Source organism: Sandarakinorhabdus limnophila DSM 17366, assembly GCF_945882885.1.
Classification (GTDB): domain Bacteria; phylum Pseudomonadota; class Alphaproteobacteria; order Sphingomonadales; family Sphingomonadaceae; genus Sandarakinorhabdus; species Sandarakinorhabdus limnophila_A.
In genome coordinates this window covers 1-14979 of record NZ_CAMCWT010000027.1, presented here as the reverse complement: position 1 = coordinate 14979, position 14979 = coordinate 1, and the positions used below count along the sequence as shown (strand labels likewise).

Annotated in this window: 15 protein-coding genes and 1 pseudogene; 7 read left to right on the top strand and 9 right to left on the bottom strand. The window is 64.3% G+C overall.

The window, feature by feature from the left end:
• Positions 1–1419, bottom strand: coding sequence for an efflux transporter outer membrane subunit (locus Q7O19_RS07635; RefSeq protein WP_303809681.1), 1419 nt, complete (start codon positions 1417–1419; stop codon positions 1–3).
• A gap of 117 nt (positions 1420–1536) precedes the next feature.
• Complete coding sequence (locus Q7O19_RS07630) at positions 1537–2406, bottom strand: alpha/beta fold hydrolase (RefSeq protein WP_303809679.1); 870 nt, start codon at positions 2404–2406, stop codon at positions 1537–1539.
• Positions 2407–2511: 105 nt separating this feature from the next.
• Here Q7O19_RS07630 and Q7O19_RS07625 point away from each other — a divergent pair, with 105 nt between their 5' ends.
• Positions 2512–2775, top strand: a complete 264-nt coding sequence (locus tag Q7O19_RS07625) for a GlsB/YeaQ/YmgE family stress response membrane protein (RefSeq protein ID WP_022680408.1) — start codon at positions 2512–2514, stop codon at positions 2773–2775.
• A gap of 1 nt (position 2776) precedes the next feature.
• On the opposite strand, the pseudogene phhA reads toward Q7O19_RS07625, so the two are convergent.
• Positions 2777–3624: pseudogene (phhA, locus tag Q7O19_RS07620) on the bottom strand (phenylalanine 4-monooxygenase).
• A gap of 84 nt (positions 3625–3708) precedes the next feature.
• On the opposite strand from phhA, the gene Q7O19_RS07615 reads away from it, so the two are divergent.
• The gene (locus Q7O19_RS07615; protein WP_303809677.1) at positions 3709–5211 is read left to right on the top strand and encodes an acetyl-CoA acetyltransferase; all 1503 of its coding nucleotides are present in this window, start codon (positions 3709–3711) and stop codon (positions 5209–5211) included.
• Between the two features lie 3 nt (positions 5212–5214).
• On the opposite strand, the gene Q7O19_RS07610 is transcribed toward Q7O19_RS07615, so the two are convergent.
• From Q7O19_RS07610 to Q7O19_RS07600, 3 genes are all read right to left on the bottom strand, one after another.
• The gene (locus Q7O19_RS07610) at positions 5215–6591 is read right to left on the bottom strand and encodes an amidohydrolase family protein (RefSeq protein WP_303809676.1); all 1377 of its coding nucleotides are present in this window, start codon (positions 6589–6591) and stop codon (positions 5215–5217) included.
• 67 nt (positions 6592–6658) lie between these two features.
• A complete protein-coding gene (locus tag Q7O19_RS07605) occupies positions 6659–7468 on the bottom strand; it encodes an RNA methyltransferase (protein WP_303809674.1) in 810 nt (269 codons plus the stop codon).
• Between the two features lie 12 nt (positions 7469–7480).
• Positions 7481–8101: a DNA-3-methyladenine glycosylase gene (locus tag Q7O19_RS07600; RefSeq protein ID WP_303782635.1), complete on the bottom strand. Its 621-nt coding sequence runs from the start codon at positions 8099–8101 to the stop codon at positions 7481–7483.
• Positions 8102–8206: 105 nt separating this feature from the next.
• Between Q7O19_RS07600 and Q7O19_RS07595 the strand changes: the two genes are divergently transcribed.
• Genes Q7O19_RS07595 through Q7O19_RS07585 form a run of 3 tightly spaced genes read left to right on the top strand, consistent with a single transcriptional unit; the run spans position 8207 to position 10892 of the window.
• The gene (locus tag Q7O19_RS07595) at positions 8207–9334 is read left to right on the top strand and encodes a sensor histidine kinase (RefSeq protein ID WP_303809672.1); all 1128 of its coding nucleotides are present in this window, start codon (positions 8207–8209) and stop codon (positions 9332–9334) included.
• A gap of 4 nt (positions 9335–9338) precedes the next feature.
• Complete coding sequence (locus tag Q7O19_RS07590) at positions 9339–10130, top strand: LytTR family DNA-binding domain-containing protein (RefSeq protein ID WP_303809670.1); 792 nt, start codon at positions 9339–9341, stop codon at positions 10128–10130.
• A 42-nt stretch (positions 10131–10172) separates the two neighbouring features.
• A complete protein-coding gene (locus tag Q7O19_RS07585; protein ID WP_303809668.1) occupies positions 10173–10892 on the top strand; it encodes a PEPxxWA-CTERM sorting domain-containing protein in 720 nt (239 codons plus the stop codon).
• On the opposite strand, the gene Q7O19_RS07580 is transcribed toward Q7O19_RS07585, so the two are convergent.
• From Q7O19_RS07580 to ubiG, 3 genes are all read right to left on the bottom strand, one after another.
• Positions 10889–12031: an alpha/beta hydrolase gene (locus Q7O19_RS07580; protein WP_303809666.1), complete on the bottom strand. Its 1143-nt coding sequence runs from the start codon at positions 12029–12031 to the stop codon at positions 10889–10891. The genes Q7O19_RS07585 and Q7O19_RS07580 overlap by 4 nt on opposite strands.
• Positions 12028–12543: a VOC family protein gene (locus Q7O19_RS07575; RefSeq protein WP_303809665.1), complete on the bottom strand. Its 516-nt coding sequence runs from the start codon at positions 12541–12543 to the stop codon at positions 12028–12030. The genes Q7O19_RS07580 and Q7O19_RS07575 overlap by 4 nt, the downstream gene beginning before the upstream one ends.
• Positions 12544–12607: 64 nt before the next feature.
• A complete protein-coding gene (gene ubiG / locus Q7O19_RS07570) occupies positions 12608–13345 on the bottom strand; it encodes a bifunctional 2-polyprenyl-6-hydroxyphenol methylase/3-demethylubiquinol 3-O-methyltransferase UbiG (protein WP_303809664.1) in 738 nt (245 codons plus the stop codon).
• Between the two features lie 103 nt (positions 13346–13448).
• Here ubiG and Q7O19_RS07565 point away from each other — a divergent pair, with 103 nt between their 5' ends.
• Both Q7O19_RS07565 and Q7O19_RS07560 read left to right on the top strand, forming a co-directional pair.
• Positions 13449–14696 carry an aspartate kinase gene (locus Q7O19_RS07565; RefSeq protein WP_303809663.1) on the top strand — a complete coding sequence of 416 codons (1248 nt, stop codon included), beginning with the start codon at positions 13449–13451 and terminating at the stop codon, positions 14694–14696.
• Positions 14693–14979: nitronate monooxygenase family protein (locus Q7O19_RS07560; protein ID WP_303809662.1), on the top strand; the 287-nt coding region annotated here is incomplete at its 3' end. The genes Q7O19_RS07565 and Q7O19_RS07560, both read left to right, overlap by 4 nt.

Sequence of the window (14979 nt, the reverse complement as noted above, 5' to 3'; positions counted from 1 at the left end):
TCACTGGCCCTGCTGTTCCCGAAAGCCGCCGCCCAGCGCGCGCACCAGCGCGACATCGGCGGCAAGGCGAAAGGCATTTAGATCGGCCAGCGTGCGACGGGCGGTAACCACAACATCATCAGCGGTGAGCACCAGCAACTGGTTCGACAGCCCGGCATCGTAACGCAGTGACGCAAGCTTGCGGGCTCGCTCGGCTTCGGCCAGTCCCTGCGTGAGCGCCTCGCGCTGCAGGCCCAGCGCGGTCACCGCGCCGGCGGCATCGGCCACTTCATTCAATGCGCGCAGCAGGGCCGCATCATGCACCGCCACCGCCGCCATCCGCGCGGCGCGGGCGCTGCGGGATTCGGCGGCGCGGCGGCCGCCATCAAGGATTGGCAGGCTTAATGCCGGGCCGAACTGGCCATAAAGGCTGTTGCCTTCCAGTAGCTTGCCAAAACCCAGGCTCTGCTGACCGATGGTGGCGTTAAGTGTCAAATTGGGCAGGAAGGCGCGGCCAGCCGCCATTTCACGCGCCCCGGTTGCTTCGGCGCGCAGGCGGGCCGCAACGATATCGGGCCGGCGCGCCACCAGAGCGATGGAAACGCCTTCGGGCAGGCCGGGCGGCAGCGGCTTGATGTTGGGCGGCGTGAGGCTCAGCCCGCGATCGGGCCCAGCACCCAGCAGCAGCGCCAGCCGCCGCCGCGCCGCCGTCACTTGGGCGGCGGCTGCCACCAGATCGCTTTGCGCAAGCGCCAGCCGGGTCGCGGCCTGGGCGCGAGCGCCATCATTATCCAGGCCCGCGGTGACGCGATTGGCGGTCAGCTCCAGCGTCTGCCGGCGAATGGCGACGGCATCACGGGTCACGGCCAGCCGATCCAGCGCGGCGCCGAAATCGGCATAGGCTGCCGCCACGCTGGCCGCCAGGAACAGGCGAGTTTGCGTACGTTCCACCGCCACCGCTTCGGCCTCGCGCCGGGCCGCGCGCAACTGCGCCCGGCCCTGCCCCCACAGATCCAGGTTCCAGCCCGCCTGCAAATTGATCAGGCCCGATTCGAGCACACCCGGCGGCACGAACTGCGCCGGGATGCCAAGATTGCGGGAGAGTTGCTGCCCGCCCAGACTGGCATTGCCGGTAAGGGACGGCAGCAGCCCCGCCCGGCTCTGGCGCGCGGCCGCATCGGCGGCGGCAACACGGGCTTCGGCAGCAGCGATGTCGGGATTGCCGGCCAGCGCTTCGGCCACCAGCGCGTTCAGCTGGCTGTCACCCCAGGCCTGCCACCAGTCCGCCGCTGGCCAATCGACGTCGCCCCTCACGGCCAAGGTGACCGTACTGGCCGCGGTCACCGGCGCACGCGGCATCGGCGCCGGCCCCAGCTTGGGCGGCACGGCGCAGGCAGAAAGCGCCGCAGCCATGAACAGGGTGGAGAGCAAGCGGTGCACGTGAGAAAATCCGGACGAGAGAAGACCGACGTGGCTTTGAGCCTTGCTCAATTGCCCGTCAACCTCACACTCGTCATGAGCGGGCGCACTGTTTGTCGCGCCGGCAGCTGCGACGGATTACAGGAACGCCCGCAACTCCGCCACGAACCGATCAAACTGGTCGTGGTGGAGCCAGTGGCCAGCATTTTCAAACGTCACCACCCGCGCGGTGGCGAAATGTTCGATGCGGCCATCGTCGACCGGGTTCGATGCCCAGCTCTTCTCGCCATACATGAGCAGGGTCGGGCAGGTGATGCGGCGCCACAGTTCGGTCACCATCTCGCCCGGCATGTCGTGCAGCCACGGCAGGTGCAGATAATTGTCGAATTTCCAGCTGTAGCTGCCGTCCTCGTTGCGGTGTGTGCCGTGGATGGTGAGGTGGCGGGCCTGCTCTTCACTGAGGAAGCTGTTTTCCTGGTGCATGCGCGCGAACGCCTCTTCCAGCGTGGCATAACGCTTGGGGCTTCGGGCGGCGGCGGCGCGCTTGGCGTCGATCCACTGGCGCTCCCGCTCGGCAAAATCGGTCTTCAACCGCTCGGCCAGCATCTTCGGGGACGGGCCAAGGCCTTCGATGGCGACCAGCTTCTTCACATTGTCCGGATAGAGCCCGGTGTAGCGCAGCGCGATATTGCCGCCCATCGAATGGGCCACGATGGTGACTGGTGCCAGCTTCAACTGATGGATCATCTGCGCCAGATCATAGACATAATCGTGGGTGATATAGTCACCATCGGGGGCCCAGGCGCTGTCACCATGGCCGCGCCAATCTGGTGCGATGATGTGCCAGTCATTCTTCAGCTCGCGCGCCACCCAGTCCCAGCTGCGGGCATGATCGCGCCCGCCGTGCAGCAGCAACAGCGGCGGCGCTGTCGGGTTGCCCCAGTCACAATAATGCAGCCGCAGCCGCTGCGAAATGAAGCTGTGCGAGGTGGGGCCCAAATCGATCATTTCCGCCCTTTGCCATGCTGGCAGGGAACAGGCCAGCATTTGGGGCGTTAGAACCAATTCCAGAAATCAGCGTGATGGCCGGTCGCCATCCAAGGGAGACATATCATGGGTTGGATCGTGGCATTGATCGTGGGCGGCATCGCTGGCTGGCTGGCCAGCATGGTGATGAACCGCGACAACAGCATGGGGCTGTTCCTCAACATCGTCGTCGGTTGCGTCGGTTCGGTGCTGGGGAATCTGCTCCTCAACCAGTTCGGCATTGCCGGATCGGTGCAGAATTTCTCCCTCACCGGCCTCTTGGTGGCGGTTGTCGGCGCCGTCGTGCTGCTCGGCATCGTCAACCTGGTGCGACGCGGCAGCCTACGCTGAATCAGACGGGCTGGTGGGCACCTGCGACGTGGCTCTGGTCACCGCGGGTGAACACCGTATCTTCAGGCAGGATGGCGGCGATCGGGATATCCCGGTCGCCGCCAGCCGCTGGTAGAGCGGGCCGAAATCCGTCTCCAGCGTCACCTTCAGCAGCTGGTCAAAACTGTCGATGACGAAGTAGTTCTGCTGGAAATCGTCGATGATGTAGGGCGTCTTCAGCACCCGTTCGAGGGTCCAGCCGATGCGGTTGGGGCTGGCACTGTCCAGCGCAAACAGCGTCTCGCCGTGGCTGGAAACGATGCCTGCACCATAGATGGCCAGCCTGTCCCCTGACCGGATAAGGCCGAATTCCACCGTGTACCAATAGAGCCGCGAGAGCCGGTTGATGGCGTTGTATTCGAGCGCCCGCAGGCCGCCGCGGCCATAGGCCTGCATGTAATCGGCAAAGGCCGGGTGGGCGAGCAACGGCACATGGCCGAACACGTCGTGAAACACGTCCGGTTCCTGCAGATAATCCAGCTGGTCAGGCTTGCGGATGAAATTGCCCGCCGGAAAGCGCCGGTTGGCAAGATGATCGAAAAACACCGCATCGGGCACCAGGCCCGGCACCGCCACCACCTGCCAGCCGGTCAGCGCCATCAGTTCATCGTTCAACCGGGCAAAATCCGGCACGCCGGGCCGCGTCAGGTCGAGCCGCTTCAATCCATCGAGAAACTCCGGCGCCACCCGACCGGGCAGCAGCCGCGTCTGCCGATCGAACAGATGATCCCACACACCGTGATCGGTGGTGAAGAAATGTTCCCAATCTTGAGGAACGGTCCAGTCAGGGGAAGGCGCAACATTTATCACCCCGCGATTGTAGCAGGGGTGTCGCCGCTTTGCGACCAAGACCCGCGCCTGTATCAGTGAGGGCCACACGGGGAGAAACACGCCATGTCACTGCCAGCCGAACGCACACCGGTGATCATCGGCGTAGGCGAGGTTCTGGACCGGCCCGCCGATCCGGGCCAGGCTCTGGAACCGCTGGCGCTGATGGAAGCAGCCGTGCGCGCTGCCGATGCCGATGCCGGCGGCGGTTTCCTCGACCGCATCGACAGCCTGGATGTGATCAACCTGATTTCATGGCGCTATGACCGGGTTGCGGCCCGGCTAGCCGAGCGCTTGGGCATTGTCCCACCGCGTGCCGTCTATGCCGTGGTCGGCGGTGAGACGCCGACGACGAAGATCCACGAAGCCACGCTGCGCATCATCAACGGCAATAGCGTGGTCGCGGTGATCACCGGCGGTGAAGCCCAGAACGCCGTGGCCAAGGCGAAAGCCGCCGGTATCGAATTGCCGTGGACGCCGCCGTCGAAAACGCCGGAAAATCCGATCATCCCGTCGGAGCATGTGACGCCGCTGGGCATGCAGCATGGCATCTTCCAGCCGATCCACATCTATCCGCTGTATGAAAATGCCACGGTCGCCGCCTGGGGGCTGACTCCGCGCCAAGCACTGGCCGAAAGCGGCGCGGCGTACGAGCGGATCAGCGCGGTCGCCGCCACCAACCCCAATGCCTGGGGCCGCAAATCGTTCAGCGCCGATGAAATCACCACGGTCTCTGACGACAACCGCATGATCTGCTGGCCCTATACCAAGCGCATGGTGGCCAACAACAATGTCAACGCCGCTGCTGCGGTTTTGATGACAACGCTGGCCGCCGCCTGTGCCGCCGGTATCCCGGAAGACCGCATCATCCATGTCCATGGCGGCGCGTCGGCCGGCGAGCACATGGATTATCTCAAGCGCGATCAATATGTGCACAGCTGCGCGCAGGATGCCGTGCTCGGCCAGGCGATGCGGATTGCCCCGAACGGATTTGACCGGGTGGAGCTCTATTCCTGCTTCCCCACCGTGCCGAAAATGGCGCGGCGCACCCTGGGCCTTGGCCCCGATGCGCCGCTGTCGGTGATGGGCGGTCTCAGCTTCGCCGGCGCTGGTCTCAACTGCTACATGCTGCACTCCACCTGCGCGATGGTGCGGTCATTGCGTGATCGGCCCGCCGATCAGGCGCTGCTCTATGGCCAGGGCGGCTATGTCACCAAGCACCATGCCTTGGTGATCGGCAACCGCCCCGCCGAACCGGCCTGGCTGATGCTGAACAAGGACGTGCAGGACGTTGCTGAAGATGCGCGCGGCGACGTGCCGGCCTATGATGGCAGCTACGTGGGCCCGGCGACACTGGAAACCTACAGCATCGTCTTCGGCCGCGACGGCCAGCCCAGCCATGGCAGCGTCGTCGGCCGCACACCCGACGGCGCCCGCACCCTCGGCAAGATCGACATTGCCGATGCGGACGCACTGGCCACCCTGCTCAACCTTGATGCCCACCCCATCGGCCTGCCCGGCGCAGTGAGCGTGGCCGACGACGGCCTGCAACGCTGGCGGTTCGCCTGACGCTCAACGCGGTGCCAGTGCCGCCTCGTTGACCACGCCGCCATGCTTGTATAGCGTGCCGCCCTTCATGATGTGGGTGGGGTTCTGCAGCAGGGCAATCGTGCGCAGCACGTCGCCGCGCACGGCGATGATGTCGGCATATTTGCCCACACTCACCGTGCCGCTGTCCTTCTCCACGCCCATGAACTTGGCCGGCCAATAGGTCGCGGCCTGGATCGCCTCCATCGCCGGCACATTCAGGCCGTTCACCCACACATCCAGCTCGTTCCAGGTCGTCTGGCAATGGAAGGCGGTGGGGATGCCACTGTCCGTCCCGATCAGCAGGATGGCGCCAGCCTTGCGCAGCTGGGCGAACTTTGTGTCCAGCGTCGGTTTGCGGCGCGGGGTGAGCTGGTTGTATTCCAGCGCCGACACGTCTTTCAGCGAGGCCTTGATGTCGGCGACGGTATCCGGCTTCAGCCCGCGCGCCCAGCAGGCATCGTCCAGCTTTTCCGGGTTGGCCAGCAGATTGCCGTGGTTGAACAGCCCGCTGATGGTCGGCGTCCAATAAAGCGGGTTGCCGCGCACCCGGCCTTCGGCAGCGCGGGCTTCCAGCGCCACCATGATGTCATCGGGATATTTGGGCGCGGCGCCCAGCCCGGTGTGTTCGAAATTGTCGATCCCGGTTTTCAGGCCAATGCGGATTTCTTCGGGCAGATGGCTGTGGCCCACGACTTTCAGGCCCAATTTGTGCGCTTCTTCAACAATGGCGCGGGTGGTGGCTTCGCCCACTTCGTCCTGATCGACCAGCTTGATGATGTCGACACCGGCCGCCTTCAGCTTGCGCACCTTGCCGCGCGCATCTTCCGCGTTGTCCACGCCCCAGCGGAAGGCCTCGGTGCCGGGATAGGCCTTCTTCTGCAGGAACGGCCCTGACACATATAGGCGCGGGCCGGGCTTGCGGCCGGCCTTCACATCCTCGCGGATGGCAATGCTTTCAGCCAGCGGGCCACCGAGGTCGCGGGCGCTGGTGACACCGGCGAGCAGCAATTGCACGGCGCTGGCGGGCATGATTTCGGGGCCGAAGCGGTTGAGGTACGCCTTGTCCCAATGGGTGTAATCGGCGTGGCCGTTGATCATCAGGTGGACATGCATGTCCCACAGGCCGGGCAGCACATCCATGCCTTCGGTAGAGACCACGGTAGCACCCGCCGGCACCGGCAGCGTGGCGACCGTGCCGATGGCGGCGATGCGATCGCCATCCACCAGGATCACGCTGTTGGCCAACGGTGGCCCGCCCTGCCCGTCAATCAGGCGGCCACCCACCAATGCGGTGATAGGTGCGGCCGTTGCAGCGGCACTGGCCAGCAGGCCCGCAAGGAAAAGGGTGATGGCACGCATGGTTGAAGGCTCCCTGTTGTGCGCAAGCCGTGGGCCGCGCCCGCGGGAGCGTCAACCTAACATACTGTCATCCAAGCTGATCAAGCGCATGATACAGCAGCACGCCGGCGCACACCGCGACGTTCAAACTGTCTGCGGCACCCAGCATCGGCAGTTTCACCACCGCGTCGCACTGCGCAGTGTAATCCGCTGGCAGGCCAGCCTGTTCGTTGCCCATCAGCAGGAAACACGGCGCCTGGTAGGCATGCGCGCGATAATCCACCGCCTGATCGGTGAGCGCCGCGCCCACCAAATGGGCTGGTCCCTGCCGCAGCCACGCAAAAAACTCCGGCCAGGTCGCCCGCGCCACCTGGCGGCTGAACAGCGCGCCCATCGAGGCGCGCACCGCCTCCACGCTGAACGGGTCGCACGACTGGTCGAGCAAGATCACCCCGCCCGCGCCCGTAGCATCGCAGGTGCGCAGCATGGTGCCGAAATTGCCGGGGTCCTTCAGATTCTCGGCGATCAGCCAGAGCTTCGCGGTGCTGCGGTCGATGCGGTCCAGCGAGATGTCGGGGATGGGATAGGCGGCGGCCACGGCTTGTGCATTATCCTTGCCCGTTAACCGCTGCATCAGATCGGGGGTGGTGCGCAGGATGGTGCCGCGCAAATCCCATGTCGCCTCGATAAGCGCCTGGGTCAGCGGGTGACGTTCGGCTTCGGGCGTGAACAGCAGGGTTTCGGGCACCTGCCCCGCGCTGAGCGCCTCGGTGCAGACCCGCAGCCCTTCAGCCAGGAACTGCCCCGCCTCGCGCCGCCCGCGCTTGTCGGACAGGGCTTTCAGGGCCTTCAATACCGGGTTGGACGGCGAGGAAATATCGGTGATGCGCGGCTGCATTGGCGGCGCCTATCACAATGCGACGATATTGTAATTGTGCCAGAGCAGGATGGAGAGTGCGCCGCGGTGGGGCCGCATCGGTTCGGCCAAAGCCCGCGCGCGCTTCTCGGTCGGCCGCGCGTCCTCGCCCAGCATCCGGCCCAGCTGGATCTGCAAGGCCAGATCGCCGGCCGGGAAAATATCCGCCCGGCCTTCAGCGAACAGCAGATAGATCTCGGCCGACCAGCGCCCGATGCCCTTGATCGACGACAGCAGCGCAATCGCTGCCTCATCCTCGTCCGGCAGCGCGCCGAAATTGATCTGCCCGCTTGTCACCGCCTCGGCCAGTGCGTGGACATAGCTGGCCTTCTGCCCGGAAAGCCCGGCGCCACGCAGCACCTCGAACGGCGTTGCCGCCACGCGCGCCAGATCATCCATGTCGCCGCCGCACGCCGCTTCCAACTTGTTCCAGATGCTGGCCGCAGCCTTGGTGCTCACCTGCTGCGCCACGATCGCGCGCATCATGGTACCGGCACCGCGTGGCCGCAGCCGCGGCTCGGGCACGCCATGGCTGGCCAGCGCATCGGCGACCGGCGGATGATCGGCGGCCAGCGCGTGGAGACAGGCGTGCAATTGTTCGGCGGAAAGTCCCATGAGCCGCAGCCTAGCCGGCGCGCGCCCGGCTGGCCAGACAGGCAGATGGTGGCGTCCGGAAACCGCCAATTTGGCCTTTTCTTCCCATGTCGCTATGGTGCCCCGATGGTTGATCCGCACATCCGCCAAGGCTTTTTCCGCGACAAGAACCGCGCCTTCTGGATGCTGCAGGGCGGCGGCTGGTTTGCGTATCTGATGTTGCGCGCCCTGTCGGGGCTGGCCAACTCCATGGGCCTCAACTTCGTGGTGCCGGCGATAATCGTAACGGCCACCGGCTTTTCCATCACCTTGCTGCTGTCGGCCGCCTATCGCCGCCTGATCGCGGTAAAGCCGATCTGGACGTGGACGCTCACCGCCATGCTGCTGATCGGCGCTTCCGGGCTGTTCTCGGTGCTGGAAGTGTGGGCGCACGCCACCTTCTATCAGCCCGGCTGGCAACCCAAGGGGGTGCAGTTCTTCGGCGCCATCCTGCTCGATTTCGCCGTGCTCGGCGCGTGGACGGCGCTTTATTATGGCATCAACTATTATCTGCTGCTGGCCGAACAATCGGCCCGCATGGTCAACATGGCGGCCCAGGCCAACAGCGCCCAGCTGGAAATGCTGCGCTATCAGCTCAATCCACATTTCCTGTTCAACACACTGAACAGCATTTCAACGCTGGTGCTGCTGAAACAGACGGAACGCGCCAATGCCATGCTGTCCCGCCTGGCCAGCTTCCTGCGTTACAGCCTGGTCGGCGAACGCGAAGGCCTGGCGACTGTGGCGCAGGAAGCCGAGGCGCTGAAGCTGTATCTGGATATCGAGCGCACACGGTTTGAAGCCCGCCTTCGCACCCGTTTCGATATCGCGCCCGATGTGATGGAAGCCCGGCTGCCCAGCCTTCTGCTGCAACCCATCATCGAAAATGCCATCAAATATGCCGTCACCCCGGCCGAAGACGGCGCCGACATCTTGGTGGACGCGCGCCGCATGGGCGATCGGCTGGTAATTACCATCGCAGACACAGGCCCGGGCCTGGGCGCCGTGCCGGCCGAAGCATCGGGCACCAACGTCGGCATGGCGAATATCCGCGAGCGGCTGGCGCAAAGCTATGGCGCCGATCACCGCTTCAAACTGGCTGACAATGAACCCCACGGCCTGATCGTGCTGATCGACATTCCGTATCAGACCGACAATCCGGCACAGCCCGTCGCAAATCCGGTTGCCGTTCCGCAACTGGCTCCACAGGTCTGAACCCATGACCATCAGAACCATTCTTGTCGACGACGAACCGCTGGCCATCCAGGGCCTCGAACTGCGCTTGCAGCCGTTCGAGGATGTCGAGATCATCGAACGCTGCGCCAACGGCCGCGAGGCGATCCGCGCCATCCGCACGCAAAAACCCGATCTGGTGTTACTTGATATCCAGATGCCGGGCTTCGACGGTTTCTCCGTCGTTTCCGGCCTGTCCGATATCGAACCGCCGCTGTTCGTGTTCGTCACCGCCTTCACCCAGCATGCGCTGAAAGCCTTTGAAGCGCAGGCGGTGGATTATCTGCTGAAACCCGTGGAGGAAGAACGGCTGGCCGCCACCATCGAACGCGTGCGCCAGCGCCTGGCGGAAAAGCAGGGCGCGCAGGGCGCCGAGCGGCTGAAGGAAATCCTTTCCGAAGTCGCCCCCGAAGCCCTGCCCGATGATCTGTCGGATGCACCGCAGGCCGGGCGGTTTGAACGGGTGATCAATATCAAGGATCGTGGCCAGATCTTCCGGGTGGACGTTGGCGATATCGAGCGCATCGACGCCGCTGGCGATTACATGTGCATCTATACTGCGGATCAGACGCTGGTGCTGCGCGAGACGATGAAAGACCTTGAACGCCGGCTCGATCCGAAGAAGTTCCAGCGCATCCACCGCTCCACCATCGTCAATCTCGACAATATCAAGAGCGTGAAGCCGCACACCAATGGCGAATGCTTCCTGGTGCTAAGTTCAGGCACGCAGGTGAAAGTCTCGCGCTCGTACCGCGATGTGGTGGCGCGGTTCCTGTAAGTCCGACCAATCGGCACAAATCGTCAAGCGCCGCCGCCTGGCTTGACCTCCTATAAACGAAATGTTAACTTTCTTGAAAGTGGGCATTCCAGTGGGGGATTTATGCACGGCTTTGGTCTGATCTTGATTGCATCTCTGGCGATGGCCAGCAGTGCACATTCCACCACGGTGACAAACGGCAGCTTTGAAGAGGGTGCTGCCATCACCGGCGGCTTTGATTTGCTGGCCCCCGGCAACACCACTTCAATCACCGGCTGGACTGTCCTGGGCCCCGGCGGCGTTGATTACGCGGACAATAACTTGTGGGCTGCCAGCGACGGTAGTCGCAGCGTTGAGCTGCCGGGAAATGGCGCAGGGGGCCTATCTCAAGTCGTCACGAACCAGTTCGTCATTGGCCAGAAATATGTCATGCGGTTCGACTATACGGCGAATCCATTTGCGCAGGACGGCAACTATGGGGCCATGGTTTCGGTAACCGGCGCAGGGCCCGTTGTTTTTGACTACGAAAAGACAGCGGCGAACATGCCTGGGGCAATGAATTACCTGACCTTCGCTTACAATTTTACCGCCACCAGCGAAACGAAAACCATTCAGTTTCTGAGCAATGGCACTGGCTTCCTTGGCATCGTGATCGACAATGTGTCCATCGCCGAAGCCGGCGTGGTGCCGGAGCCAGCGAGCTGGGCGATGCTGCTGGCCGGCTTTGGCCTGACGGGCGCAATGATGCGCCGCCGGCGCCCGGTACCCGCAGCCCTGCGCTAGAACGCCTGCCGCCCCAACCAGTCCGTCACGATGCCGGCTGCTTGGCGAAGATGCTCCGGCTGGAACGCGTAATAGTGCGTTGCGCCCTTCACTTCGTGCAGGTCGCGGGACGTCGCATTCTCCACGCAGTCGAACAATCGCCGCGTGTGGCTGGGCGTGCAGGCATCATCGGCCGTGTTGCCCACCAACAGCACCGGCAGCCGGATGCGGTGGCCGACTTTAAGTGAACAGGCGTTGGACTCGAGGCTCCACTGCGACAGCCAGGAGCGTAGTGTGGTGAAGCGACCCAATCCGCCGGGCGAATCGTTGATCAGGCGCGGATCACCCAGATAGCAGCGGCCGGGCGCGCGATCATTGGCGTCCACCGCCGGATCAAGCCAGCACGGCGCCGCCATGGTGCCGTGGACGATGAAGGCGCGTTCGGCATGCGGGCCTTCGCGGGCTTTCAGTTCGGCCAAGGTCGCTTCCGCCCACGCCGTGATGCGGTTCGAACGTGCCACCTGCCGGGCAGCATATTCGGCGAGGAAATCGGCCGAATACGGCGGCTGCGGACAGGCGGCATCGTAGAGATCCCACTTCGGATCGCGCACCGGGCCGTTCTCGTCCACCACCGAGGCGTCTAGCCACTCGGTCAGCGTCTGCGAGCGCGACACATGCGCCGCCAGCAGCATGATGCCATCAACCGGCGGCAGTTTGGCTTCGGCCATCGGGAATGGATCGCCGGCCGGCGTGTGCGTGACCTGCGGGTCAGCGGCTTCGGCCTGGTAGAACAACGCCAGGCTGCCCCCACCTGACCAGCCGGCCAGCACCACGCGTTTGTAACCCAGCACATCGCGGCAATGCGCCACCCAGCGGCCGAGATCGACCGCCACCTTCTCCATGATCAACGCATTGTCGTTGTTGGGATAGCGCGACACCGCGGTGAGCACGTGCACACCCGCATCGGCCAGCGCGGGGGGCAGCGGCAGATAATGCATGATGCCCATCGGGTGCATGAAGATCACGATGGTATCCGATGGCGTTTCGGGCTTCAGGTGATGCGCCTGCAACGCCACCACGCCATCGATGCCGCCATAGGTATCGCGCAGCCCCACTGCCTCGCGAAAGGCGATCAGCAGCGGGATGCGGGCATAGCTCATGCGGCCTTCTCGCTGGCCTTGCGCGCCGTCCACGCCGTGATGATGGCGTGCGCGGTCTTGGCATCTTCGGCCAGGATCGCATCGTGTGCGGGCACCCGCGCGGTGATCTCCAGCGGCAAGCCGTTCGGATCGGAAAAATACACCGATTTCACAAAGCCATGATCGATCGGCCCGAAGCAGGGCACGCCGGCGGCGTTCAGCTTGTCGCGCCAGTCCAGCAACTTCGCTTCATCATCGGCCTCGAACGCCACATGCCGGTCAAAGCCATGCACCAAGTTGAAATCGCCTTCCTTCACCGTGCCGGGCGCATCGAAGAAGGCGATGAAATTGCCATCGGGCATGCGGAAGAACAGGTGCACGAACGGATTGGGCCGGCCCGATCCCGGTTCCTTCTCCTCCTGCACCACCGCTTCCAGCGGCAGGCCGAGCACATCTTCGTAAAAGGCCCGCGTTTCCTCGGCGTCGCGGCAACGATAGGCGCTGTGGTGAATGCCCTTCAATGCTGTCGTCATGGCAGGCCCTCCTTCAACAGGAAAGTGCCATGCACTGCCGCCCCAAGAAAGCCTGCACGAAGGATCAGGCCGTCCGGGTGGCACTCAGGAAATAATTCACCGACACGTCGCTCCCGATGTGGAAGCCCTTGCCTGGCCGCCACGACAGGCCGGCGGGCTCCTGCGGGTTCAGGCCGGCGTGGGCCAGTGCTTCGGCGAGTTCGGCCGGCGTGAAGAAGCGGTTCCAGTCGTGGGCGCCCTTGGGGATGGTGCGGGTGATATGTTCCGCCCCGGCGATGACCACGGCCCAACTGGCCGGCGTGCGGTTCGGCGTGGCAAAGACGGCGAGGCCACCGGGTTTCAACAGGCCGGCCAGCGCGGCGAAGAAGGCATCGCGGCCGGCGACATGCTCGACTACTTCAAGGCATGTGATGAGATCATAGCGCGCGCCCGTCGCGGCAAGCTCCTCCACCGCGATGCACTGATAATCGATGCTCAGCCCGCCGGCTTCGGCATGCGCCTTGGCCGCCTCAATATTCTCCGGTGCGGCATCGATGGCGGTGATGGCCGCACCCATGCGCGCCAACGGCTCCGCCATCAGCCCGGCGCCGCAGCCGACATCCAGCGCCGCCAACCCCGCCAATGGCCGGCGGCTCTTCGCATCCAGCCCGAAATGCGCCAGCGCCAGCCCGCGGATATAGGCCACACGCACCGGCGTGATGCGGTGAAGCATGGCAGACGTGCCCTTGGGATTCCACCAATCGGCCGCCAGCTTGCCAAAGAAGGCGGCTTCGTCGGGATTGATGCTGGCGGCTACTGACATTTTCTTGTCCCGTGCGCGTCTAGGGGTTTCTTGCCATTGCCCGCCCACGTTCCTATCAGGCAAGGGCAATAGTGAAGCACCCTCATAAAGGAAGTCGCCGGCAATGGCCCGGATCGTGATGAAATTTGGTGGCACCTCGATGGCGGGGACGGAGCGGATTCGCAACGTTGCATTGCGGGTGAAACGCGAAGTGGACGCCGGCAACGAAGTGGCCGTGGTGGTTTCGGCAATGTCGGGCGAGACGGACCGGCTGGTCGGTTATTGCCGCGAAGCCTCGCCGCTGGCCGATCCGGCCGAATATGACGTGGTGGTGGCCGCTGGCGAGCAGATCACATCGGGCCTGCTGGCCATCACGCTGCAATCGCTGGGCGTGAAGGCGCGCAGCTGGCTGGGCTGGCAATTGCCGATCCGCACCAGCAGCGCCCACAGTGTGGCCCGCATCGAAGACATCGAAACAGCCGCCATCCTGGCCAGCATGGCGTCAGGCGAAGTGGCGGTGGTGCCGGGCTTCCAGGGGCTGACGGCGGATGAGCGGGTGACAACGCTGGGCCGTGGCGGGTCCGATACGTCGGCGGTGGCAATGGCGGCCGCGCTGAAGGCAGATCGCTGCGACATCTATACTGATGTGGATGGCGTCTACACCACCGATCCGCGCATCGTGCCGCGCGCCCGCAAATTGCATCGCATCACCTATGAGGAAATGCTGGAACTGGCCAGCGTGGGCGCCAAGGTGTTGCAGACACGGTCGGTCGAACTGGCCATGAAGGAAAAAGTGGTTGTGCAGGTGCTGTCGAGCTTCTCCGACGCGCCGGGCACGCTGGTGGTGGACGAGGATGACGAGATGGAACAGGAACTGATCGCCGGCATCGTGGCCGACAAGGGTGAAGCCAAGGTCACGCTGGTGGGCGTGCCCGACAAGCCCGGCGTGGTGGCCGGCATCTTCGGGCCGCTGGCCGATGCCAACATCAATGTCGACATGATCGTGCAGAACATCGCCAAGGGTGAAGGCAAGACCGATGTCACCTTCACCGTGCCGCGCACGCAGCTGCCGGCCTCGATGGACGTTCTGGAAAAGGCGCGCGATGCCATCGGTTTTGCGTCCTTGCTGGCCGATGACGATGTGGCCAAGATTTCGGTAGTCGGCGTCGGCATGAAGAGCCACGCCGGGGTGGCCGCCACCATGTTCCGCGCACTGGCCAGCCGGGGGATCAATATCCAGGCCATCACCACCTCGGAAATCAAGGTGAGTGTGCTGATACCGATGGATTATGTCGAACTGGCCGTGCGCGTGCTGCACACGGCCTATGGCCTGGATGGGCCGATTGCCGGCGATGCGGAGAGCGATGCGTGAGCGATACCCCCCACCTCGACGCTGCATCGGCCAAGGGCCGCGAATTCCTTGGCACCCGCCACGCCATCATGGCCGGCGCCATGACGTGGGTTTCGGAACGCCACCTGGTTTCCGCCATTTCCAATGCCGGCGGTTTCGGCGTGCTGGCGTGCGGGGCGATGCCGCCGGCCATCCTTGAAGCCGAAATCATCGCGACACGGGCGCTCACCAGCAAACCGTTCGGCGTCAACCTGATCACCCTGCACCCACAGCTGGATGAACTGATCGATATCTGCGGCCGGCA